The 21957-nt window shown below is 53.7% G+C and carries 16 protein-coding genes; 4 read left to right on the top strand and 12 right to left on the bottom strand.

Features of this window, described 5'->3' with window-relative positions:
- Nucleotides 1-41: 41 nt before the first annotated feature.
- The 3 genes from F556_RS0115985 to F556_RS0115975 all read left to right on the top strand — a co-directional run bounded on the left by F556_RS0115985 (nt 42) and on the right by F556_RS0115975 (nt 3184).
- Nucleotides 42-1073: a tripartite tricarboxylate transporter substrate binding protein gene (locus F556_RS0115985; RefSeq protein WP_020617985.1), complete on the top strand. Its 1032-nt coding sequence runs from the start codon at nt 42-44 to the stop codon at nt 1071-1073.
- A gap of 63 nt (nt 1074-1136) precedes the next feature.
- On the top strand, nt 1137-1640 hold the full coding sequence (locus F556_RS0115980; protein ID WP_020617984.1) for a tripartite tricarboxylate transporter TctB family protein: 504 nt from the start codon (nt 1137-1139) through the stop codon (nt 1638-1640).
- 35 nt (nt 1641-1675) lie between these two features.
- Nucleotides 1676-3184, top strand: coding sequence for a tripartite tricarboxylate transporter permease (locus tag F556_RS0115975; RefSeq protein WP_020617983.1), 1509 nt, complete (start codon nt 1676-1678; stop codon nt 3182-3184).
- 14 nt (nt 3185-3198) lie between these two features.
- Here the strand turns inward: F556_RS0115975 and F556_RS0115970 are convergent, their stop codons facing one another.
- Genes F556_RS0115970 through F556_RS0115955 form a run of 4 tightly spaced genes read right to left on the bottom strand, consistent with a single transcriptional unit; the run spans nt 3199 to nt 6554 of the window.
- Entirely contained in the window at nt 3199-3864 is a 666-nt protein-coding gene (locus tag F556_RS0115970; protein ID WP_020617982.1) for a cysteine hydrolase family protein, read from the bottom strand.
- A gap of 2 nt (nt 3865-3866) precedes the next feature.
- The gene (locus tag F556_RS0115965) at nt 3867-4664 is read right to left on the bottom strand and encodes an ABC transporter ATP-binding protein (RefSeq protein ID WP_020617981.1); all 798 of its coding nucleotides are present in this window, start codon (nt 4662-4664) and stop codon (nt 3867-3869) included.
- Between the two features lies 1 nt (nt 4665).
- Complete coding sequence (locus F556_RS0115960) at nt 4666-5439, bottom strand: ABC transporter permease (protein WP_020617980.1); 774 nt, start codon at nt 5437-5439, stop codon at nt 4666-4668.
- 29 nt (nt 5440-5468) lie between these two features.
- Nucleotides 5469-6554, bottom strand: coding sequence for an ABC transporter substrate-binding protein (locus tag F556_RS0115955; RefSeq protein WP_020617979.1), 1086 nt, complete (start codon nt 6552-6554; stop codon nt 5469-5471).
- 281 nt (nt 6555-6835) lie between these two features.
- Here F556_RS0115955 and F556_RS0115950 point away from each other — a divergent pair, with 281 nt between their 5' ends.
- Nucleotides 6836-8521 carry a PucR family transcriptional regulator gene (locus F556_RS0115950; RefSeq protein ID WP_020617978.1) on the top strand — a complete coding sequence of 562 codons (1686 nt, stop codon included), beginning with the start codon at nt 6836-6838 and terminating at the stop codon, nt 8519-8521.
- Here F556_RS0115950 and F556_RS0115945 read toward each other — a convergent pair.
- The 8 genes from F556_RS0115945 to F556_RS0115905 all read right to left on the bottom strand — a co-directional run bounded on the left by F556_RS0115945 (nt 8508) and on the right by F556_RS0115905 (nt 21913).
- The gene (locus tag F556_RS0115945) at nt 8508-9539 is read right to left on the bottom strand and encodes an amidohydrolase family protein (protein WP_020617977.1); all 1032 of its coding nucleotides are present in this window, start codon (nt 9537-9539) and stop codon (nt 8508-8510) included. The genes F556_RS0115950 and F556_RS0115945 overlap by 14 nt on opposite strands.
- Entirely contained in the window at nt 9539-10654 is a 1116-nt protein-coding gene (locus F556_RS0115940) for a ring-opening amidohydrolase (RefSeq protein ID WP_020617976.1), read from the bottom strand. The genes F556_RS0115945 and F556_RS0115940 overlap by 1 nt, the downstream gene beginning before the upstream one ends.
- 324 nt (nt 10655-10978) lie before the next feature.
- The gene (locus F556_RS0115935) at nt 10979-11848 is read right to left on the bottom strand and encodes a fumarylacetoacetate hydrolase family protein (RefSeq protein ID WP_020617975.1); all 870 of its coding nucleotides are present in this window, start codon (nt 11846-11848) and stop codon (nt 10979-10981) included.
- A 205-nt stretch (nt 11849-12053) separates the two neighbouring features.
- Nucleotides 12054-14561, bottom strand: a complete 2508-nt coding sequence (locus tag F556_RS39180; RefSeq protein ID WP_020617974.1) for an asparaginase domain-containing protein — start codon at nt 14559-14561, stop codon at nt 12054-12056.
- Nucleotides 14562-14580: 19 nt separating this feature from the next.
- On the bottom strand, nt 14581-15963 hold the full coding sequence (locus F556_RS0115925; protein WP_020617973.1) for an asparaginase: 1383 nt from the start codon (nt 15961-15963) through the stop codon (nt 14581-14583).
- Nucleotides 15964-16850: 887 nt separating this feature from the next.
- Nucleotides 16851-18644, bottom strand: a complete 1794-nt coding sequence (locus F556_RS0115915; RefSeq protein ID WP_020617971.1) for a cache domain-containing sensor histidine kinase — start codon at nt 18642-18644, stop codon at nt 16851-16853.
- The gene (locus F556_RS0115910) at nt 18641-20173 is read right to left on the bottom strand and encodes a response regulator (RefSeq protein WP_020617970.1); all 1533 of its coding nucleotides are present in this window, start codon (nt 20171-20173) and stop codon (nt 18641-18643) included. Before F556_RS0115910 ends, F556_RS0115915 begins: the two co-directional genes overlap by 4 nt.
- Before the next feature lie 87 nt (nt 20174-20260).
- Entirely contained in the window at nt 20261-21913 is a 1653-nt protein-coding gene (locus F556_RS0115905) for an extracellular solute-binding protein (protein WP_020617969.1), read from the bottom strand.
- Nucleotides 21914-21957 lie beyond the last annotated feature (44 nt).

Genomic DNA, 21957 nt, shown 5'->3' with positions numbered 1-21957 from the left:
ACCACGATCTAGCAAGATTATATCTATGAGGATGTGCATCCATGAGTCAAGCAAAACAAAAGATTCTTCTGATCCTTAGCCTGTCGCTGATCGTCCTATCCCTAACCGGCTGCACCCTGTCCGGCAAAAGCGGCACTTATCCCTCCAATAATATTAATGGTATTGTTCCTTGGGGGGCCGGCGGAGGTACTGACCTGGTCTCGCGAACCGTCGTAAACGGGGCTCAGGAAGCACTCGGCAAGAATATCATTATGGTCAATCGAACGGGAGCATCCGGCACAATTGGTCAGCAATATGTCTATGACCAGAAGGCTGACGGCTACACGCTTCTTTTCAATACAGGCGATGGTTCTCTGTACCCTGTGCTTGGCCTGTCTGATCTGACGTACAAGGAATTCACGCCGATCTACATCTTTGCCCGAATTGCCGGCGTCGTTGTCGTTAGCAAGGATTCCCCTTATAACTCCATTGATGATCTGCTGGAGGATGCCAAAGCACGCCCCAACACGATCAAGATGGGTGTCAGCGGCGTCGGTGGATTGCCGTGGGTTGCTTCGATCATGATGAATAACCTGTTCGACACCAGCTTCAGTCCCGTCACCTTCGACGGCGATGGACCGCTGATTACCGCTCTGATGGGTAACCAGATCGATGTGACGGTGTTATCCGCGGGATCGGCCATGCAGTACCTGCAACAAGGCGACTTCAAAGGTCTCGCCGTGATTTCCAATGATCCAATCGATGCCATCCCGGATGTGCCGGCACTCGGGGCCGTCAAGCCGGAGGCCCAATCGATGCTGGAGACCACTGGCCCATGGTTCGGCGTGTTCGTGAAGAAAGAAACACCCGACGATGTCGTCGCTACACTAACAGAAGCCTTCAAGGCCGGATACGAGAACGAGGAATTCCAGAGCTTCCTGCAGACCAACGGTTATACGCCGCTCGGCTTGACCGGGGATGCCGCTTGGGACCATATCAATGCCTGGCAGTCCCAGCAGGCGTGGCTCATCCATGATGCCGGCCAGTCGCAAGCCTCACCAGAGGATTTCGATATTCCAAGACCGGGTCAGTAAGACATTCGGGGTAGGGTGATTGACACAGCCCTCCCCATCTTTTGTTGATAAGGAGGAATTCTCATGGCAGAGGAGCATTCACAAGAGCTCGATCAGGACCTCGCTTCCCCACCGCTGCCAACTCAGGGCCCGGGCGAATATCTGCTAGTGGGCCTTCTATTTTTGGTTGTGGGCGCCTTGTTCCTGGAATCCCTCAAGCTTCCTGGTATCTATCAGGGCTACACGAATCATGCCGGGACACTACCGCAGACGGTGATCTCGCTTATCCTGCTATTGCTTGGTGTTCAGGCTGTAAGTCTGCTACGCAGACGAGGTACGCTTGGCAGTTTGCGCGAGGCGAGGAGCTATCTTTTCTCAAAAGATGTTCTTGTGCTCATAGTCGGTGTTTCAGCCTACGCGTTTTTGGTGGAGCTTTTACACTTTGAGATTACGACATTCCTGTTTCTCTGGAGTTGCATGATGTTCTTGGACTGGCGGAGACCCTGGTTAAAGCTGTTGGTATCGTTAGGTACGGTCGCGGGTTTGATTCTGGTCTTTTACACCATTTTCCACATCGTACTCCCATAATTGTATTCCCATAAACTCATGAGGTGGAGATTTCTATGTCAGGCATTGAAGGGTTTCTCGTCCCACTTCTAAATGTCGAGCTACTGGCCCTTGTCGCCATAGGGGTATTCGTGGGCATCTATATCGGTGCCATCCCGGGCCTTTCAGTTACAATGGCCTTTTCTTTATTGCTCTCTTTCACGTATACATGGGATGTCTATGCCGCATTGGCAGTCATGGTGGGGATTTTTACAGGCGGAGTGTACGGCAGCAGCCGCACAGCGATTCTGCTTAATATACCTGGCGGCCCCGCGGCCATGGCGACCGCAATTGATGGGTATCCGCTAGCCAGATTAGGGCTGGCTGGGGTTGTCATGGGACTCAGTACCGTTGTCTCCGTCATCGGCGAATTTTTTGGCATTGGCGTGATGGTGATCGCTTCGCCGATCGTATCCTCACTTGCCATTCATTTCTCGCCCTATGATTACTTTTTGCTCGCGATGATGGCCCTTCTGCTGGTTGGTAGTCTCACAGAAGGCTCGATGAGCAAGGCGCTGATTACCGCGTCGCTGGGCATCACCATCGGCATGGTCGGCATGGATCCATTTACCTCGCAGCCCCGGCTTACCTTCGGCAGTACAACTATGCTGGGCGGCATCAGCTTCATCGTCGTTATGATCGGCCTGTTCGGCTTGTCAGAAGCGCTGATGCAGTTAAAGCAGCGGACCAAACCAATCAAGCAGAAGGTAGACAAGATTATTCCCAGTTGGGGGCTAGTCAAAAAGTACCTGCCGCTCACCTTGCGCAGCTCTGCCACAGGCACGCTGCTGGGCGCCCTGCCGGGTACCGGGGCAGAGGTTGCGTCCCTGATGGCATATGACCAGGCTAAGCGAACGGTAAAAAAACCGAGCCGTCCCTTCGGCAAAGGCGCCTTCGAAGGCGTTGTAGCGGCTGAATCCGCCAATAATGCATCCATTGGCGGTGCCTTTATCCCCACGCTGACGTTAGGTATTCCTGGTGACTCCGGCACTGCATTGTTCCTTGGCGCCTTATATATCCATGGCTTGCGTCCGGGGCCCATGCTCATGACCGAGCAGCCTGAGTTCTTCTGGATCATTGTCAGCTGCCTTGTCATCTCCAACATCTTTCTGTTGATCTTCGGTCTGACGGGCATTCGGATCTTCAGTAAAATTATTGAAATCCCGAAGCCAATCCTCATCCCGATTATTATCACGCTTTCCATTATCGGTAGTTTCGCCATCAATAACAGTATCGGAGATGTTTACTGGATGATCCTCTTCGGTATTCTGGGTTACTTCCTGAAGCTGTATCGCTACCCGCTAGCGCCGCTCGTGCTGGGCATTATTCTGACGCCTCTCATTGAGAATAACCTGCGTCGCGGCATGGAGATTTCGCAGGGCAGCGTCGGAGGTTTTGTCGGCAATATCGTCACCAGTCCAATCTCACTGGTCCTGCTGCTCGTGATTGTTCTCATGCTGAGCTCCAAGATGGCCTGGTTCAGACGACTGGTCAGCAAGCTAAGATCGCGGAAGTCCGCTTCGTAACTGCTGCTTATCCCTCATCCTTCGGATGACTCCATCAGCACCGACGAGCCCTGACCTGCCCAACGCTGCATGATTGTTGCTGTATCGCTAACGATACCGAAGTGGCGCTCAATGTTGCGCAGGCTCGGCTCGTACGCGTCGGAGAATAGACAGGTCGTTGCATCCTGTGCCAGCACCACATGATAGCCGATCAGATGCGCGTCGCGCAGCGTAGATTCGACGCAGGTATTGGTGTTGATCCCAACAGCTACCAGCGTCCGGATCCCCCGGTCAGCGAGCAGCTGGTGCAAACGCGTCTGGACGAAGGCGCTGTAGCGGTGCTTCCAGACGACCATTTCCTCCATCCCTGGCTCCAGTTCATGATACAAATCCGCACCCCACGTGCCGGTCCGGCAGCTGGCCGGGTGATTACTGCCCGCCCGCCGCTGGCTCCAGGCATCCTCGCCATCATTCAGCTCATTATGCGACATCCCCACCCATACGACAGGTACGCTAGCCGTGCGCGCCGCCTCGATGAGCTCCTTCATCGCAGGTATAATGGCCTGATAGCCGCTGACGCGGTACCCCGATTGGGCAAAAGCCCCACGCTCATGAACAAAGTCATTTTGCATATCGATAACCAATAGGGCCGCCGGTTCCGACAGGACACGTTCCAGGTTGTAATTGCTCTGGTCCGCCATCGCTACACCTCCGCCAGGACGCCTTGGGATTGGAAGACGCCGCGGATCTGACGCACATACCCGAGGAAGCGAGCATCCATTCGGGTGTTCATCCCCCGTGGACGATCCAGGTCGATGGCAATATCCTCGACCACAGAGCCAGGTCTTGGACTCATGACCAGCACGCGATCGGACAGGAAGACGGCCTCTTCAATACTGTGCGTGATAAAAATAACGGTGCAGTTGTACCGCTTGTAGATTTTGAGCAGGTCATACATCATTTGCTCCCGTGTCAACGCATCAAGGGCACCGAAAGGCTCATCCATCAACAGGAGCGAAGGCTGCTGAATCAGCGCCCGGCAAATCGAAACCCGCTGCCGCATGCCGCCGGAGAGCTCAAACGGATATTTGTCACCGAAGCCTTCGAGCCCCACCATCTTCAGCATGTCCTCTGCCATCTGCTTGTTCGTCGTGCGATCCTTGCGATCCAGCCAGGTCACATTCTGCAGCTCGAATGGCAGCAGGACATTGGCCAGCACGGTCCGCCACTCTAACAGGAGGTCCTTCTGGAAGACGACAGCATTCCCCTCTTGCGGCCCCTTCATCGGTTTGTCGCCGATTAGAATGGTCCCACCTGTTTGCACATCCAGTCCGGCCAGCAGATTCATGAGTGTGCTTTTTCCGCAACCACTGGGACCAACTACCGAGACAAATGACAGCGGTTCGATGGTCAGATTGACCTTCGCCAGCGCTTGGACAGGCCCGCCACGGGTCTGAAACGTCTTCTCCACATCACGGATAATAATCTGCTCCGCAGGCATATTATTCGCCTCCTCTGGCTGCGCGGTACCACGGCAGCGCGATTTTTTCAATCAGACCGACGATATTGTAGAGGGTCAAGCCGATAATACCTAGCATGACGATCACGCAGAATTGCATTGTAATATCGAGCCGGGAGTTAGCCACGAGCTGCAGGTACCCCAGTCCCCGGTCGGAGGAGACGAACTCCGCGACAACTGCGCCGACGACTGCCAGCGTAATGCCAACCTTGAACCCGCCGAAGATACTAGGCAGCGCTTTGGGCAGCCTGAAGTAAAGGAATACCTGCATCCGGTTGGCCCGAAGCGACGTTGCGAGCATAAGCATTTCCTTTTCCATCGACTTGAGGCCCACCACGGAGCTGACGATGATCGGGAAGAAGGAGATCAGGAAGGCAATCATGACTTTGGTGACGATGCCGAAGCCCAGCCACGTAATCAGGAGTGGAGCTATCGAGATCATCGGCACGCACTGCAGCCCAATCAGCAGCGGGAACACCGATTGCGAGAAGTATTTGGAGTAAACGATAATGACTGCAGCCGGAATACCGAACAGCACTGATAAGGCGAAGCCTGCCAAGATTTCAAAAAGTGTAACACCGCTATGCCGAAGCAGCACATCACTGTCCTGGATCATCCGCCCGATAATGTCGGTCGGCGTCGGAAGCAGATACGAAGGAATACTGAAGATTACACAGACCAGCTGCCACAAGAGCAGAAATCCCACAAAGGTGGCGCTGACGGACAGCGCCTGCCTGAGATTGAAGCTAGCTTTCATAAGGACGGCTCCTTTCGGGTGGTGTGCCGCTATTGCGGCAAATATTCGTTTGTATAGTAATGATCTGCAGATTGTTTGGCGTCCATCAGTCCACTTTCCAGCATCCGCTGGGCCATCGTTTCCATCGTCTCGCCATCCGACCAGCCGTAGGGTTTACCCTCTGGACGGATTGCCAGCTCACCTGTGCGCTTGATCTGCTCAATGACGATATCCTCATCCACCACATCAGGGAACAAAGCCTTGGAGATCTCGGCAGCTTCCTCCGGATTCTCCAGCGTATAGGCAAAGCCTTCATTTACTGCAGCGAGGAAACGTTTGAGTGTGTTGGGATTCTCTTCAATGAACTTATCATTCGAAATAAGGGACAACCCTGTCAGATCGAATCCGAAGTCGGCAAGGTAGAGAGGAACGAGCTCTTGACCCATGCTCTTCTCAAAAATCGGATATTCATTCGTAGAGAAAACAGCCACTGCATCGGCCTCTTTATTCAGAAACAGCGTATTGCGTGCGCCGGTCTCGACCATGATATGTTCCACTTGATCGTAATCGACCTCGTTGAAGCTCAGGAAATGCTCATAAATGCCAGTGAACGTAGAGCCGGAAGAAGAAACAATCGTTTTGCCCTCCAGGTCCTTCGGTGAGTTCACCGGTGTATCGGGATGAGAGAGCAGCATCATCGGTGATTTGGACATATAGGAAGCGATGATTTTGACGGGCATTCCCATTTCGATCCCCTGGATCGGCTCCACAGCCGAGGTCACGCCAATTTCCTCGCGGTTCTGGGAGATCACTTGCAGCACAGCTACGGAACCTGAGCCTTCTGCGACATCGACGTCCAGCCCGTACTTCTCGAAGATACCCTTCTCTTTGGTTACATAGAATGGAGCAAACTCACCTTTGTACTTCCAGTTCAGTCGAAGCGTTATTTTTGTTTTCTCAGCTGGTGGCAGATCGATGCCATCCCCCGCGTTTTCACTCGTCTCACCATTCTGACTCTCTGCTGGAGGAACGTTCCCACCCTGTTCCGCAGGGGCCGTGGTTGCCGCATTACCGCACCCCGCTACCACCAATACCAGCACCCACAACATCGCCACGTGCCATACTCTTTTTCGCATCGTCGCTCTCCTCCTATTAACGTAAGTTTATCTCTCTTATTATTCTTTGCTGTTGCTTGTTTCTAAATTAATGATATATTATATGACATAGTCATCCCATGGTATCGGTGCACAATTCAACCCCCTCCAAACTGAGCAACATGTACAAAAACCTAATTAATCACCAGCTAAATCCATCTGTTTACCGTTGTTCACCGTGCACAACAGAATACCCCCTCCTATTGGAGAACAGTTCACATGCGATTATAAAAGTCATATATTCTAACATAGGAGGATTCACCATGTCCCTTACCATTCAACGCATTCTGAAGCTGCCCTTATTTGCAGACGCCTTCGTTATTGGCGGCACAGAAGGACTTGGTCGCTCAATCGATTCAGTTAATGTAATGGTGAAATTACCGCAGGCACGAACGGCCGGGCATTTGGACGCGCCAGACATCGCCACTTGGCTGCGCCGCCATCAGTTGTTGTTTACCACCGAGCACGTCATTCAGGAGAATAGCGACATCTTCCTCCAGTTCCTGCAGCAGATGCACCTGTCCCAGAGCTCAGGCCTCGTCATCAAGGCTAACGACCGCGATGCGCAGTTGCCCCAGCAGCTGCTCGATCAGTCCGACAGCCTGGGCATGCCGATTATTGCACTGCCTAATGACACCTCTCTTGGGGAGATGATGAGCCAGGTACTCAGCATTATTCTCAATGAGAAGCAGGTCGAGCTGGAGCGCACCTTTGAAATCCACCGTAAATTCTCACGACTGTTCCTCAATGGCGCCAGCATGTCCGATATTGCCCAGACCCTGACCGGTGTCATCCATCATCCCATCCTGATTCAAAACGGCAAGCGCCAGATTGTCGGCTGGTCCGCCACCGCTCGCCAATGGGCGGTATCCTCTGCTTTTCAATCCGAGCTGCTGCAGCTCATCGTTCATCAAGGCGCATCAGAGAACAAACTCACCTATTGCACCACCGAACGCGGGGAGCGCATGGGCTTCTACCCGATTCATGCATCAGGCATGTTCAAAGGCTGTATCATCGTCATGAATACCGATGCTTCGATTCGCACGCCACTCATGCCACTGGAGCAAGCCGCTCAGATTATTGCGTACGAGAGCATCAAGCAAGATGCCTTGCAAGAAGGGTCTAACCGGTTGCGGGAGGAATTTTTTGGTGAGCTGCTGGATAACGAAATTGCGACGATGGATGAAATTCTGAAGCGGGGAGAGAAATACGGCTTGTCTGCTCACGGCTACCACTGGGTCGTCGCCTGCAAGCCACTGTCACATGCCTATGATGGTCACAACACCTTTCAGTTGGGCCAGACCGAGCTGGAGCATCTGATGCGCGAAGTACAGGCCTACCTGGATGCTGTCGGCATCCGCGCCATCAGCACAACCAAGGGTGAGCATGTCGTCCTAATCTTCTCCACTGCCGAAGAAACACCGGGCAGCCAGCAAGAGAGCGAGTGGCTCCAACTCATCCAGGAGCTCCAGGAGCACCTGGATCGCGGCAAGGACAAGTGGGCGATCTCCTGCGGACTTAGCAATCAGGCCGATCAACTCGACCGTCTGCCCCGGGCCTATCAGGAAGCGACACTGGCACTCAAGCATGCACTAGAGATTAGTCAGCATCCTCTCGTCATCTCTTACCGGGTCCAACAGGTGCCTGACCTGATTCGTCTGCTGCCCTATCACAAACTGAGTGAATTCTATGCAAGCATCCTCAAATCGCTGGCTTATGCCAAGAGCGAGGAAAGCCAGGAGCTGCTGGCTACTCTGGATACGTACCTGGAACATAACGGCAATGTAAAAGAGACGGCGAGCGCGATGTTCCTGCACCGCAACACCGTCTTCTACCGTCTCAACAAATGCGAATCCTTGCTTGGCCTTTCCTTCAAGGACCCCATCGACTTACTCAAGCTGCGCATCGCCCTGATGATCCATCATATCCTGATGGCTAATTCGAAGTAGATGCTGCCCCCCGGCGCATCGCGGCCGGGCGCGGGGCATGGGTCAGCAGCTCGCGCACATCACCGGTGCTGTACAGCACCTCCGCATCCAGTTGGCTCAATTTCAGCGCCGCCTCTGCATCCACCGGCTCAGCCAGCAGCATATCCAGCAGCGCCTGCTGCTCGCCAGGCTCGTAGAAACGCTGGACATAGGCGAGCAATTGGGCATATTGCAGCATATTGCCGCTCCCCAGCGGGTTAAACAGGTCACTCATGTTGTCGCTCCCGAGTGTCAGGCGAACGCCCGCCGCCAGCAGGTCCTTGGTCCGCGTGATGGCACGTGTGGCAATTGCAGTCGGACAGACAATGACCTGCAAGCCGGCCGAGACCATCAGTCCGATCGCATCCTCTGCCGCCTCATCGGGAACATTGGCCAGGGAATTGCAATGAATCGCATATACGCGCGATCCCAAGCCCCGACTCGCCGCCTCTCTTGCGAGATAAGGAAGCAGGAAATGCTCAGGCTTCCCGCTCTCATCCGTGTGAAACTCAATCCATGGCGCATCCAGCCGCTCCGCCAAATCATAGATGCGACGGATATGCGCCTGTCCATCACTATCAGTCAGCGTATGACCACCGATTCCCATGCGACCCATTCGGAGCGCTTCGGCCAGCAATTCCTCCGTCTCCGCGTAACGCTCGAAGCCTTCCTGATTGAAGGCCGTCAAGTCGATCACGACCCGGTCGGCATAGTTCGCCTGCAGCTCCAGCAGCGCTTCGACTCCCTTCAGGCCGACGAGCGGGTCCACATCGACATGCGTCCGTACGTAAGTCGTGCCATACGACAGCATCTGCTGGAGCGCCGCCTCTGCCCGCTCATAAATCCCTTGCTTGGTGAAGCCCGCTTTGTGCTCCCGCGTCCAGCCGCCGCGCACCGGAGCAGGGGCATCGGTATAGACCGCGCTGCCAGGGACAAGCATCCCCTTGTCCAAATGAGCGTGCTCGTTGGACAACCCGCGAATCTGCCAGGATTGTGTCATTAGCGCACACCTCCCGTAGCAGCCGCCTCCGCGACGACCGCAATCAAGTTCGCCCCTTGGGGCCCTTGGTGCTCTGAGCCTGCCGAGCATAGGATGGTCGCATCGCCAACTACTCCACCTACCACGGCATGAGCAACTGCCTTGGCCAGGATGCCGCTGTGCATGCTGAGCGCATCACTGTGCATGGTGTGACGCTGCCCCCGGATATGAGGGAGCGCATCCGCGCCTGCATTCACGAACACTTGGCGTACTTGTCCCTGCAGTTGCTCGGGCAGCACGGGCTGCGAGGCCATCCCCATGCTGCTGAACACCTCGTGCAACCCGGCCAGATCGAAGTTGTCCTGCATCACGCCTGAGCCAACCACCAGCGAGCTATCCGCTCCTGCACGGTTACCCATGACGATAACCCGCACGGCAGTCTGCTCTCCTCCAGCCGAAACCGATGTACGCAGCGAATACAGGCTAGGGTCTCCATTGATAGCCGATTCATCGATTCGAGCCCGATCCACTTCCTCCAGAGCTACTGCAGATCCCAATGCCGACGAGGCCTTCGAGCGCGCGCCGCCAATGCCCCAAGGGCACTTGATCTCCACGCAATGCACGTCCGCGAGCGAAGTGATGCCGCTATCTGCAATGGCAGCCCGCACTGTCTCCGCCGCTACATCCACCTGCACAGTCGTGCCAATTTCCTCTGGCAGCAGCACCCGACTGGAGGCAACGCCGAAGGCGAAGCGCTTATCGGTATTGGATGCAGTGGAGCCCGTTGCTTCGTCTGATGCTGTGCCAATGGCGGTCGAACCCATCGCGGTAGCCTCACCGCCTGCTCCGTCATTGCGGAGGAACAACGTATAGTGCGGGCTCATGAGGCCGCCTGTCTTCCCGATCATCATCATCGGGATGCGGTCGAACACCTCTTCATGTGTCCAATTCAGGTAACCGGACAGCAGCACCTGGAATGCCAGCGTGCTGTACCCTCTCGCATACCCATCCCCTTCCGTCTGGGCAATGATGCCTTTAATGTCACCAGCCTGAACACTTCCATCAGCTAGCAGCTTCTCCAGTTCACTCAAATCTCCAGGGTGATCCATCTTCAATTTCAGCAGGTCATAACGCATAATTATCCTTCCTTTCAGTTGGTAAACTATTTTTTAGCATACATTGGCTCCACAGCCATCGAACCATCCAAACGAACTCGATTTTTCGTGTTTATTTGGTCGAATCTCATACTCTCACACCAAATCTATTCGGTTTTTCATATACATTGGCTCCAAAGTCGTCGTCTCGTTGAAATAAACTCGATTTTTCGTGTTTATTCAGCTCAACCTCGCCTTATCGCACCCAATCTATTCGGTTTTTCGCATACATTCGCCCCAAAGGGCGCTGTCTCACCCAAACGAACTCGATTTTTCGCATGCGTTCGTTCTCGGTCGCCATCTAGTCTAGCGCCGCGCCGCCTTCACACGATTGACTAGTGGCTCAAAGCCCTCAATCCGACACTCGATCACGTCGCCATCCCGAACCACGGCTGCCCCAGGTGTGCCTGTCATGATGATATCTCCCGGCAGCAGCGTCATCACCTGAGAATGGAACGCGACGATCCACACAGGTTGGAAACGCATCAGTCCCGCACGCTTGCTAGCGATGACCTCTCCATTGTGCACCGTAGTTACCTGAAGTTTCTCTATGTCCGCCACCTCATCCGGCGTTACGAGCTCAGGCCCTAAGCTGAAGAAGGTATCGAAGCTCTTCGAGCGTGTCAGGTACCTCGGATTACGGCGGTGGATGTCATCGGCACCCATATCGAAGATGGCAGCATAGCCTGCGATGCATCCCTCCGCCTCGGCCTCCGTCACATCCCGGCACTCCCTGCCAATGACAATCGCCAGCTCCGCCTCAGCAATGACGCGCTCGGACTGGGGCGGCAGCACCACCGCATCGCCATATCCAATCAGCGCGGTATCCGGCTTCATGAAACCAACCGGCTCCTCACTACGGTCCACTTGCAGCAGCGCGGCGTCGTCCTCCACATAGTTGAAGCCGACACCCCATATCTTCCGAGGGCGACGAGTTAGCGGGGCATAAGCGAAATCTTCTTTTGCCAGCGCCGGCAACTTCGATGTCACCTCAGCCTCCAAATCCGCGAGCCATGCGGACAACCCCTGTAATTGGTCCGATTCGAGCAGCGCCATTACATCCGTCGGCCAGTTCTTGCTACATTCCCGATTCATTGTTTCCACAAGCACAAGACCTTGCGGCAGCCGCACAGCCGCCTGTTCCTTGTCCTGACAGCGAACGGTAAAGATGTTCATAAGGAGCACTCCCTCCTTCTTTTCTCTCTTGCGTCTCCTTAATCATAAGAGATCCCCGCCGGTGAATCATTGTGCGAACATGCCCAAAAAGACCCCGCCAAATTAGTCGCAGCGCCTAAAAGAGCAGCGAGAAAGACTGAACTCACAAAAAAAATCCCCGAACCGCCAAGCGGTTCGGGGATTTTCCATCGGGCTGTTCGCCCTATTAAGGACGGTCCAGCATATTCATAATCATTGTAATCGAATCAGCACGGGTGGCTGTGGCGCGCGGCGCGAACAGATTGCCTGGGCGGCCCTGAACAATACCTGCGTCATAGACAGCCTTGACTGCACCTTGTGCCCAAGCCGGGATATCCCCGTTATCGGCAAACGTGGTCGCCGCCCCAGAGCTCGTATCCAGCCCTTTCGCACTAGCGATCATTGCAGCCATCTCCATGCGCGTAATATTCGCACTTGGACGGAAGGTACCGTCAGGATACCCGCTCACGATGCCCGCCCTGACCGCTTCTGCGATCGAAGGCGCGGCCCACGCCGGGATAGTAGAGCGATCACCAAAGCTCAATGCTCCCCCTGTCCCCTCGGTACCCAAGGCACCGATGAGCATCACAGCGAATTCAGCGCGCGTCACCGTATTGCCGGGACGGAACGTGCCATCCTCGTAGCCTTTGACGATCCCCGCCGAGGCTGCGGCGCGAATGGTCGCTTCTGCCCAGTGTCCAGAGATATCCGTAAAGTTCACCGGCACCTCAGGCTCTTCAGGTCCCTGTGGCCCTTCCGGCCCGCCAGGCTGCTCGGACTCCTCAGCATCGACAGCGAATACGGCAAACTTGGTGAAGTGATCCACAGTAGCTGTAATGATATCGCCACTCACGGTTCCTCCAACCTCTACCCAACGCTTGGCCTGCTCGTCATACCAGAAGACCGAAGCTGTCTTGCCTTCACCAATGAGAGAAGGATCGAACTTGAAGGAGAGACTTACAGGAGTAAGGAAATTGCCCGTAGTACTCTTCGTAATCTCAAAGATGGATGATACCAGCGTATCGTTAGCCGTCACCAGACCCGCGGTATCCAATACCTTCCGGATCTCCAGCTCCATTTGAGCATTCGTCGCACCTGAAGGCACCGTTACAGTAACCAGACCCTCCAGACTCACGGTTCCACTTCCGCCTGCAGGAATTGTTGCCTTGCCTTCAGTCGGAACACCACCACCAGGAACTCCAGTAATCGGTGCGTCGATTGCCAGCGTTACAAAGCTCGCACTCAACGCCGCACTCTCATTACCCATAGCATCACGGGCAACTACAGTGAAATCATAGTTCGTCGAGTAACGTAATACCGTGACCTGATAAGATCTCGTATCCGCAGACAAAGTAGCGATCGCTTCTTCTTGATCCGCTCTGTACACAACATACTCGACTACATTCAAGTCATCCTTGGCACGCGGCCACTGCAGGGTCACACCCGATTGGGTTAGCGCACTGCCAGTCAGCCTGCTGCCCGCCTCCCAGAACGGGGCACGGTCATCACTAATGGAGAAATCTTGCGTCCCCACCGTCTGGAACCAGCCGCGCATCGTGCTCACATCATCTGTAAATGCGAGCGAGAGCATCAGCATAATCCGTGCATGCTGAGGGTTCAGATTGTCCCCGGCAATGATGTTGCCACTACCGCTGCCAACACTGCCTGAGCCGGTACGGGTCGTCGATACGAAGACGACACCTTGATCTTGGATGGCCCTGGTACGTGCCGCGCTCATTTCGGACGAGATACCGCCTGCGCCAGTACCCGCAGTGACGATACCTTTGGCTCCGTCATTCACGAGACCGCGGATTGCGCCGCCTGTCGCCTCCTGATAATTATAGGCGATGCCAACAACCGGCAGCTTCGTCTTCGGAATGGTCCGAAGATCGAACGGCGTGCCCCAATCCGCTTTACCAGCCTTCATGGCCCGGGCATTCAGACGGTAGATACGTACAGCCGAATCGTCAACATAGCCCAGCGCACCCAGCATTGGCGTATCGAACGTATCCATCCGATGCGAGTTAGCCTTCGTCACCTCACGAGCCGCGTGAATGACATCATTAAGCATAACAACGGTACCGAAATATTTGGTTTTGTTACTTGCCGCAACCTTGATGGCTTGGTACAGGTTCGCAGGACCATCGGTTCCAATAACATCCCAAGGACGCATGGCCCCCGTCACCACCACCGGCTTGTCACTGCGTACGGTCAGGTCGAGGAAGTAGGCAATCTCTTCCATCGTGTCCGTGCCCGTCGTAACGACAGCACTGTCGTAAATCTCCAGCGCAGCATCTACTGCCAACGACAGATCATACAACTCTGCGAAGGTATAGCCGCCGGACCCTTTGTTGCCGAATTGATAGCCCGTTACATCAGCATTCTTATGCTTGGGAATATCGCTTAATAAGCGTTGGACAGTGTAAGTTCCCGCACTATAACTTTGAAAATTGGTCTTGTCCCCATTCCTGGCCGCTCCCGCCAACGTACCGCCCGTTGCCACAACAATGACATTCGGCAGTGGCGAAGTCTGATGCTCCTCAGACAACGCCGGAATGTTAAAGGTCGGCAGCACCGGCGCTTCTTCCGCTTTCACAGCAACCGAGTAGCCGGTCCAGAGCGAGGCCAGAAGCGCGACGATGAGCAAGACCGTAACCGGTCTGCGCAGCATCCTGTTCTGTTCTATATAATTCATGGCCTTCTCCCCCTCTGGCTTATGGCGTTACCACGGTCTCTTGCAGCTCCGGCTCAACCTCTTCTTCTTCCACAACCGGAGGCTCTGTAACCTCTGGCTCCGACACTACAGGCTCTTCAGTCTCAGGTGTAGGCTCAGTTACAACCGGCTCTTCAAGCTCCGGCAGTCCGATTTCCTCATCAACCGAAGTACTCAGGACCGTGTTCGCATCAACCGAAATTTCAACATCTGCCGTACCAAAGGATTGGAACCAGCTACGAATTTGACTCACGTCATTAGAGAAAGCGAGCGACAGTAGCAGCATCATACGAGCATGAGAAGCGTTGAGGTTATCCCCGGCCACTGTGTTACCGGAACCGCCATAGACTGAACCGGAACCTGTCCTGGTTGTAGATACAAAGACTACGCCATTGTTAGTGATTGCCGCTGAACGGGCCGCGCTCAGACCGGAAGAGATACCGCCTGCTCCAGTACCTGCCGTAACAATACCCTTCACGCCGTCTTCCACCAGACCGCGAATCGCTCCGCCGCTTGCTTCTTGATAGTTGTAGACAATGCCTACTTGCGGAAGCGTTTCTTTGGAAATAGTTTTCAGATCAAATGGTGTGGCCCACTCCGGTGTACCTGCCTTGAAGGCACGTGCAGGCGCTCTGTAGATCCGAACTGCAGGATCATCCACGTAACCGAGAGCTCCGAACATCGGCGTATCGAACGTATCCATACGGTGCGAGTTGGACTTGGTTACTTCACGAGCTGCAAAGATCACATCGTTCAGCATAACTACCGTACCGAACCATTTCGTTTTGCCACTGCCCGCGACTTTAATCGCTTGGTACAGGTTGGCCGGACCGTCCGTACCAATAACGTCCCATGGACGCATCGCACCAGTGACAACAACTGGCTTTTCACTGCGGACCGTCAGATCGAGGAAGTAGGCGATCTCTTCCATTGTGTCTGTACCCGTAGTAACTACAGCACTATCGTAGATCTCCAAGGCAGCGTCAACCGCCAGCGAGAGATCATAGAGTTCTTTAATCGTGTAACCGCCAGAGCCCTTGTTACCAAATTGGTAAGTGGACACATCTGCAGTTTTATGTTTTGGCAGCTGAGCTACCAGATCGGCCATCGGATACGTCCCCGCCCGATAACTCTGGAAGTTCGTCTTATCACCATTACTCGCTGCACCAGCAAGCGTACCGCCAGTTGCCACTACAATGACATTAGGCAAAGCAGACGTTTTGTGCTCCTCGGAGAGAGCAGGAATATCGAATGTCGGCAAAACCGGCGCCTCCTCAGCGCGCACCATAATTGCCAATACACTGGACATGGTGGCCAACAGAGACAAGATCAACAACGGAACAAGAACCTTTCTACTGAACCTTCCCTTTACTAGTTCTGTCATTTTTTCTACTCCTCCTATGTAACTTGTTTAATAGATTCTCATCCGGATTATATATTTATGTAAGGTAAATTAACAAAGGGATTTTTGGCGAATAAAGCGTATACAATATACATTATCTCGCTCGATTCGATGAAAATCATCATTTTTCTAAGTATGTTGGCATCAACAACGACCAAACATTATCCTCCAAACCTGTCTGAATGCTACCAAACGTATCATTCGTAAATAAAAGGAAACAACAAAATATATGTTATAAATACTTACATTATTTTATCTACTATCTGACGGTAACAATATGAGTACCAGGGGTGCTAGGATTTAAGGAGTTAAGATAAATTAACCATCTCATGAAATAACTATGATTCTAGCTAGCCTACAGCCAATAAAAAAAACGCCTGACGGCGTCCTTTGAAAATGCGCGAGGTAACACGTTCCTTCCTTCACTCCCGGATACGGTTTACTCATTGGTTTGAAGAGCAATGGCCGACGGTCCAGAGCTTCACATACTTACTGCGCTAACGGCCACCACAGCGCTTATTTCAGCTCTAAACACACCTTTCCCATTCTAACGGCCACCAGCGCAGTTATTTGGCCAAAAATGGGCCACACACCGGCGAAAACACTCCAATAAGCGCCCCCATGTCCGTTAGAATTCCAACCCATCAATTTTGACTCCAATAGCTGCACTGGTGGCCGTTACAGCAGCCAAAGCGCAATTAACAGACATCGACCCTCAGTAAATCCACAAATAGACGCCAAAAATCCCCGCCTGCTCACGCCTTAACGACGAGTAACAAGCTGGGGATTGGTTGGTGCAACTCACCGTTGGCATCATACCCTGCAAAGCCATACTCGCCTTGCTCCTCCAACTGTTCATCCCGTTATGCTTAGCCTTGACCCGCTCCTTCTCCTTCCCCTTCACCCTCCACCACAGCGGGGATCACAATTCGCACCGTGGTGCCGATGCCGCGGCCGCTGGCGACGGTCACGCCGTAGGCTTCGCCGTAGTGCAGGCGGATGCGCTCATCGACATTGCGGATGCCATAGCCCAGTGTCATGCGGGCCATCGGATCCGACAGCTGCTGCAGCGTATCCGGCGGAAAGCCCGCCCCATCGTCAATGACACGGAAGTCGATGCGGTCTCCGTCGAGCTTGGCTACGATCCGGATATGAATCCGCTCGCCGTACCAGGCATGCTCCAGCGCATTTTCGATAAAGGGCTGCAGAATAAGCTTCACCGTTGTGTACTGGAGAATCGCGGGATCGACATCATACATGACTTCCAGGCCCTCGGCGAACTTCGTTTTCTGGATGTTCAGGTAGGCCGTCACCTGGTCCAGCTCATGGCTGACCGGGATGACCGTTCTCCCCTCGTTCAGAGATAACCGGTAGAACTTCGCCAGATCCAATACCATGCGCTGCAACTTATCCACTTCGCCGAACTTGGCGAGCCTGCTAATGGAAGATAGCGTATTGTACAGGAAATGCGGATTAATCTGTGCCTGTAGCGTCTCCAGCTCCGCTTCCTTCTTTTTCATTGAGGTCATGTACACTTCATGGATCAGCTCATCGATGTTCTGCCCCATCTCATTGATCGCCACGGAGATTCGGCTGAACTCGTCCTTGCCCTTGAAGTGGACCATTTTCTCAAAATCACCTTCCTGGAAGGCATCCAGCTGCCGCACAATCCTTGATACCTTACGGGAATACACCCGGGAGAGGAACAGACCGGCCACGATAAATACAACACAGCAAGCCAAACTGATGATGATCGTCAGCATCTTCACCTTGCGCGAGTATTCCTCGACAATATCCGTAGGCACCAAGGCGACCAGCTGCCAATCCAGACCCTCCAGTTCACTCTCAATGACCCATGTATTCGAAAGCAGTTCACCGGTTAAATAGCCACCTTCCCCCTCCGCCGTGACGCCAGAAGCAAATAAAATGCGCTGCTCTTGATCAACCACATAGATTCGAGTGCCCTCCCCGATTTTTTTGGAATCCACACTTTCCAGCAGCTCTGACAACATGATGGTGATGCGCATAAATCCAATTTCGTTGACCTCCAGAGGAGAGGTGGTGTCCACCAGCCTCCGCAGCAGAGAAATATGCCCCAACTCCCCATCCCGTTCGATCTGCCGCCACTGCATCGTCTCGCCATAGACTTCCTCAGGGTAATTCTTATACCAACTACGGTCCTGGATTCGCTGAACGTGGTACAGATCAAACAAAATGCCATCGAAGCCAAGCGGGTCGTCATCCCCATAGATGCGATAGATCTCCGGCAGCGAGGTGTTGTGCAGATAAAGCACGAGCCGCATCCGGTTGTTGGCCGCTTCGACCGTCGTCTGAATCTTGGGTAGCAGCTGCTTGGTCGTTGCCTCATAGCTCACCCAGCCTTCCTCGTAGTGACGGAGCACAGAGGACAAACTGGTATCAAAATACAGCATCCCGGACACACGCGACATGTCATTCATCTTATATTGAATATTGTCCTGCATCTGCTCCAGCGTGCCACGGTAGATGTCTTGGGTCCGGTCACGAATGGACACCGTGAACATGGAATGAGCCGTGTAGCCGATTAATACGACTGGGATGACGATGAAGATGACGTAAGTCAGCATGAGCTTGATGCCAAATGGAATATAGCGGTGTTCCCTAATCGTACCTGGCCTGTTCATGACCGACGGTACTCCAGCGGCGTCATACCGAACGTTTCTTTGAATTGACGGCTAAAATAAGGCAAATGCCGATAGCCTACCTGGTCAGCGACCTCGTACACTTTTAGATGCGTCGACTTCATCAGATCCGCTGCCCGCTCCATACGAAGCTGGATGAAATAGTCACTAAAGTTCTTGCCTGTCTCTTCCTTGAAAATCAGCCCCAGGTAATTGGGCGACATCGAGAACTGCTCGGCCAGCTCCCGCAGCGTAATCGTCTGTCCCGTGCGCTCCCGCATGTAATCGATCATTTCCTGGATAAGACGCCAGTTCTTTTTTTGCTTCTTCGTGTGCAGTGTCTCCGAAATTTCATATACCCGGCTGCGCAGCCACCGATGAATGTCCTGGATTGTCTCAAACTGGTCAATCACATCGTAGTGAGTCAGATCCATCCCCAGCAGCTGATACACATCCTCGTTGGTCCGCTGCAGGTACTGATCCAGCCGCATCAAAATATACATTGCATAACTGCGCAGAATGATTCGTGAGCGCAGGCTGCGGACCACCTTGAATAATTCGTCCAGTTCATCATGAATTCTAACAATTTCATAGCCAGACATCGCTAGAAACAGCGACTCCAGACGGGCATCCAGTTGACGGGCATCCTCTTGCTCCGCAGGCTGCAGTCCGCCATACGCGATAACCTGCCCTTTCCCGTAGAAAATCTTCAGATCCAGCGCCTCCAGCGCTTCACGCGACGAGCGTTCCAGAGCCTCCCAATCTGTCGCCGCTCCGCCGATCCCAATGGTCAGCACTAGCGGCATCTGGAGCGTTTGCAGCTCTTGGACCAACTGGTCTGGCAGCATCTCCCTCTCGCTCGCTTCCAATAGGATCGTCAGACGCGCACTGCTCTTCTTGGCATAATGACAAATGCCGCGTGCCTCGCAAGCCGCGATAACCTGTTCCAGGCTGCCGTCGGCAGGAGATGGATCGAGTGGCCGTTCATCAATTTCGATGACAGCCACCTGCACAGGCCAGCATACATCCTCCATCCCATAATCAGATTGCAGACTGTAGAGCGACGCCTCATCAATGGTTCCCTCTAGCAGCTGAAGCAGGTACTGCTGCTTCACAATTGGCCCCATCTGACCATAAACATCCCTTCGTTCCCGCTCCTGATCCAGGGCCTCCCGCACCTTCACCAGGGAATCAATCAGCTCCTGGTCATCCATCGGCTTCAGCACGTAGTTCACTGCATTGAGCGATAGCGCCTGCTTCACATAGCTGAAATCTTGGTACCCGCTTATAAAAATAATCCGGATGCTCCCGTTCATCTCCAGCGCTCGTCTTGCCAGATCCAGGCCGGACATGTTAGGCATACGGACATCCGTCACCAGAATATCGATCTTCTCGGTCTCTAGCACGCGGCAGGCGTCGAATCCGTTCGTCACGCCCTTGACTACTTCCATCCCCAGCTCCTGCCAAGGAATAAAGGTCCGCATCCCCTCCAGGTCCAGCTTCTCATCATCGGCAAGCAGCACTCGGTACATCCCTGATCCTCTCCATTCTTCGTAACATGGCAAGTCGGGCATGCCGATTCCCGGCATACCCGACTCTGTTTCCTATTGTAGCTGATGTTATCCCTTCATCGCAGCCAGATTTTCCTGCCATTTCTGAGTTCTGTACGCCAGCAGTTTATCATAACCTGCCGCATCCGCGTCCTGTCCAGCCTTTTCGATAATGGCAATGACCTCTTCATCACTCTTGGCGTACAATACCTTAGCACGCATCTCGGTGAAGATATCCTCTACCCGTTGGCGGATAATGCCTTCCTCCGAATCGGGCTGCGGATCAATATTAATGAATTCAGTCGCATCCTTTTGTGTCTTCCAGGTAATTTCACGCTGCCAACGCGTTGCCCAGTTCTGCTGTTCTACTGGCAGATTTTCTTCAAAAGCAGCTTTGGTACGATCCACATAGACCGTGTTGCCAGCCCAGTTCAAATTGCTCGTAGAGGTTTGCAGCTGAGTCAATTCCGCAGCTTCGGTTACGTAAGCTTCTGTAAACTTCGGCGTTCTGCCATCCTCTTCCATCCCATCCCAGAACTTGCCGGCAGGTCCCCACATGATGGTGCTCTGTCCTTCCGGTCCAGTCAGCCAGTCATAGTAGGCGAAGATCGCTTCCGGATTTTCAGCCGCTTTGGTGATGACGGTTACATTCCACCCCAGACTCGTGTAGGTACCAGGGAAAATCTTGTCCTTGTCCAACCCTTCCTTGTGAATCGGCCAAATCATGAAATAGCCTGCATCCGGATCGTCCTTGATCAACTCATTATGCGCATCTTGTGGCGTGTCTGTCGCACTCGCAGATGCATAGACCGCTACGCGGCCAGTCATGACCTTCTCCGTCACTTGATCCACCGTTTGCGTCAGCGCATCTTGCGTAATCAGCTTCTCACGGAACAGCTTGGATACGTACTGCTGACCTTCTATAAAGATGTCATCCTCAAAGATCGACGTCAACTGGTCGCCCTTCGGAACAGCACGCAAGCCCGTATACTTCTGATCATCCTCCCGGAATGCCGTCATCAGGACGTCCAGTCCTTGTCCGTCCTTGCCGAGGTATGGCTCGAATGGTACGACGTTCGGATAGTTATCTCTCACTTGCTTCAGGTATTCATACAGATCGTCAGTTGTTTCCAGCTTGGGCTCGCCCAGCTCCTTGTAGATCTTGCGGTTTACGACATAACCGCCGTTGCCGTTCGGCTGTTGGGTATACCAGTTCGGAATCTGATACAGATGTCCGTCTTCGGAGCGAAGCAGATTGATATTCTCTTCCCCAAGCCATTCCTTCAGATTTGGATACTTGTCCAAATATTCATCGAGCGGCGCCAGCAGTCCCGCTCCCCGCAACCGTTCAACCTGGGAGCGCTCGAGCCAGATGGCATCCGGCAGGTCACCCGTAGCAATCATCGTATTTAGCTTTTGTGAAGCGGAGCCTCCGGAGTGAATCGCCTGAATGTCTACCTTTTTATTCTCTTTAATCCAGGCACTCGCTTCGTCCCCACCCCATGGTGGCATGGTGTACCAGTCATAGTGGCCATACATCGTGAAGGAAAGCGGCTGTGCCCCAAGTTCAAAGCCCCCTCCCGTCTGCTCGCCGTTCGACGGCGCTTCGCCATTACCAGGACTGGCAGCCGGTCCATTGTTGCCTCCACTGCAGCCTGCGAGCAGGGCAGCGGACAAGGCAACGGACAGGACAGGTGTGAGCCATTTGCGTGTTGGTTTCATGTATTGCGTTCCCCTTTCAATCTATAAGTTTATCTATTTAAAGC

Source organism: Paenibacillus daejeonensis DSM 15491 (assembly GCF_000378385.1).
GTDB classification, from domain to species: Bacteria; Bacillota; Bacilli; order Paenibacillales; family Paenibacillaceae; genus Paenibacillus_D; species Paenibacillus_D daejeonensis.
Note: the sequence above shows the minus strand (reverse complement) of the source record. Positions and strands in the feature narration are given on the sequence as shown.

Excerpts from the sequence above, each read along its gene's own strand:
- F556_RS0115915 (WP_020617971.1), bottom strand. The coding sequence starts at position 18,644 with ATGAACAGGCCAGGTACGATTAGGGAACACCGCTATATTCCATTTGGC.
- F556_RS0115985 (WP_020617985.1), top strand. The coding sequence starts at position 42 with ATGAGTCAAGCAAAACAAAAGATTCTTCTGATCCTTAGCCTGTCGCTG.
- F556_RS39180 (WP_020617974.1), bottom strand. The coding sequence starts at position 14,561 with ATGAATTATATAGAACAGAACAGGATGCTGCGCAGACCGGTTACGGTC.
- F556_RS0115955 (WP_020617979.1), bottom strand. The coding sequence starts at position 6,554 with ATGCGAAAAAGAGTATGGCACGTGGCGATGTTGTGGGTGCTGGTATTG.
- F556_RS0115980 (WP_020617984.1), top strand. The coding sequence starts at position 1,137 with ATGGCAGAGGAGCATTCACAAGAGCTCGATCAGGACCTCGCTTCCCCA.
- F556_RS0115950 (WP_020617978.1), top strand. The coding sequence starts at position 6,836 with ATGTCCCTTACCATTCAACGCATTCTGAAGCTGCCCTTATTTGCAGAC.
- F556_RS0115945 (WP_020617977.1), bottom strand. The coding sequence starts at position 9,539 with ATGACACAATCCTGGCAGATTCGCGGGTTGTCCAACGAGCACGCTCAT.
- F556_RS0115960 (WP_020617980.1), bottom strand. The coding sequence starts at position 5,439 with ATGAAAGCTAGCTTCAATCTCAGGCAGGCGCTGTCCGTCAGCGCCACC.
- F556_RS0115970 (WP_020617982.1), bottom strand. The coding sequence starts at position 3,864 with ATGGCGGACCAGAGCAATTACAACCTGGAACGTGTCCTGTCGGAACCG.
- F556_RS0115935 (WP_020617975.1), bottom strand. The coding sequence starts at position 11,848 with ATGAACATCTTTACCGTTCGCTGTCAGGACAAGGAACAGGCGGCTGTG.
- F556_RS0115925 (WP_020617973.1), bottom strand. The coding sequence starts at position 15,963 with ATGACAGAACTAGTAAAGGGAAGGTTCAGTAGAAAGGTTCTTGTTCCG.
- F556_RS0115910 (WP_020617970.1), bottom strand. The coding sequence starts at position 20,173 with ATGTACCGAGTGCTGCTTGCCGATGATGAGAAGCTGGACCTGGAGGGG.
- F556_RS0115940 (WP_020617976.1), bottom strand. The coding sequence starts at position 10,654 with ATGCGTTATGACCTGCTGAAATTGAAGATGGATCACCCTGGAGATTTG.
- F556_RS0115965 (WP_020617981.1), bottom strand. The coding sequence starts at position 4,664 with ATGCCTGCGGAGCAGATTATTATCCGTGATGTGGAGAAGACGTTTCAG.
- F556_RS0115905 (WP_020617969.1), bottom strand. The coding sequence starts at position 21,913 with ATGAAACCAACACGCAAATGGCTCACACCTGTCCTGTCCGTTGCCTTG.
- F556_RS0115975 (WP_020617983.1), top strand. The coding sequence starts at position 1,676 with ATGTCAGGCATTGAAGGGTTTCTCGTCCCACTTCTAAATGTCGAGCTA.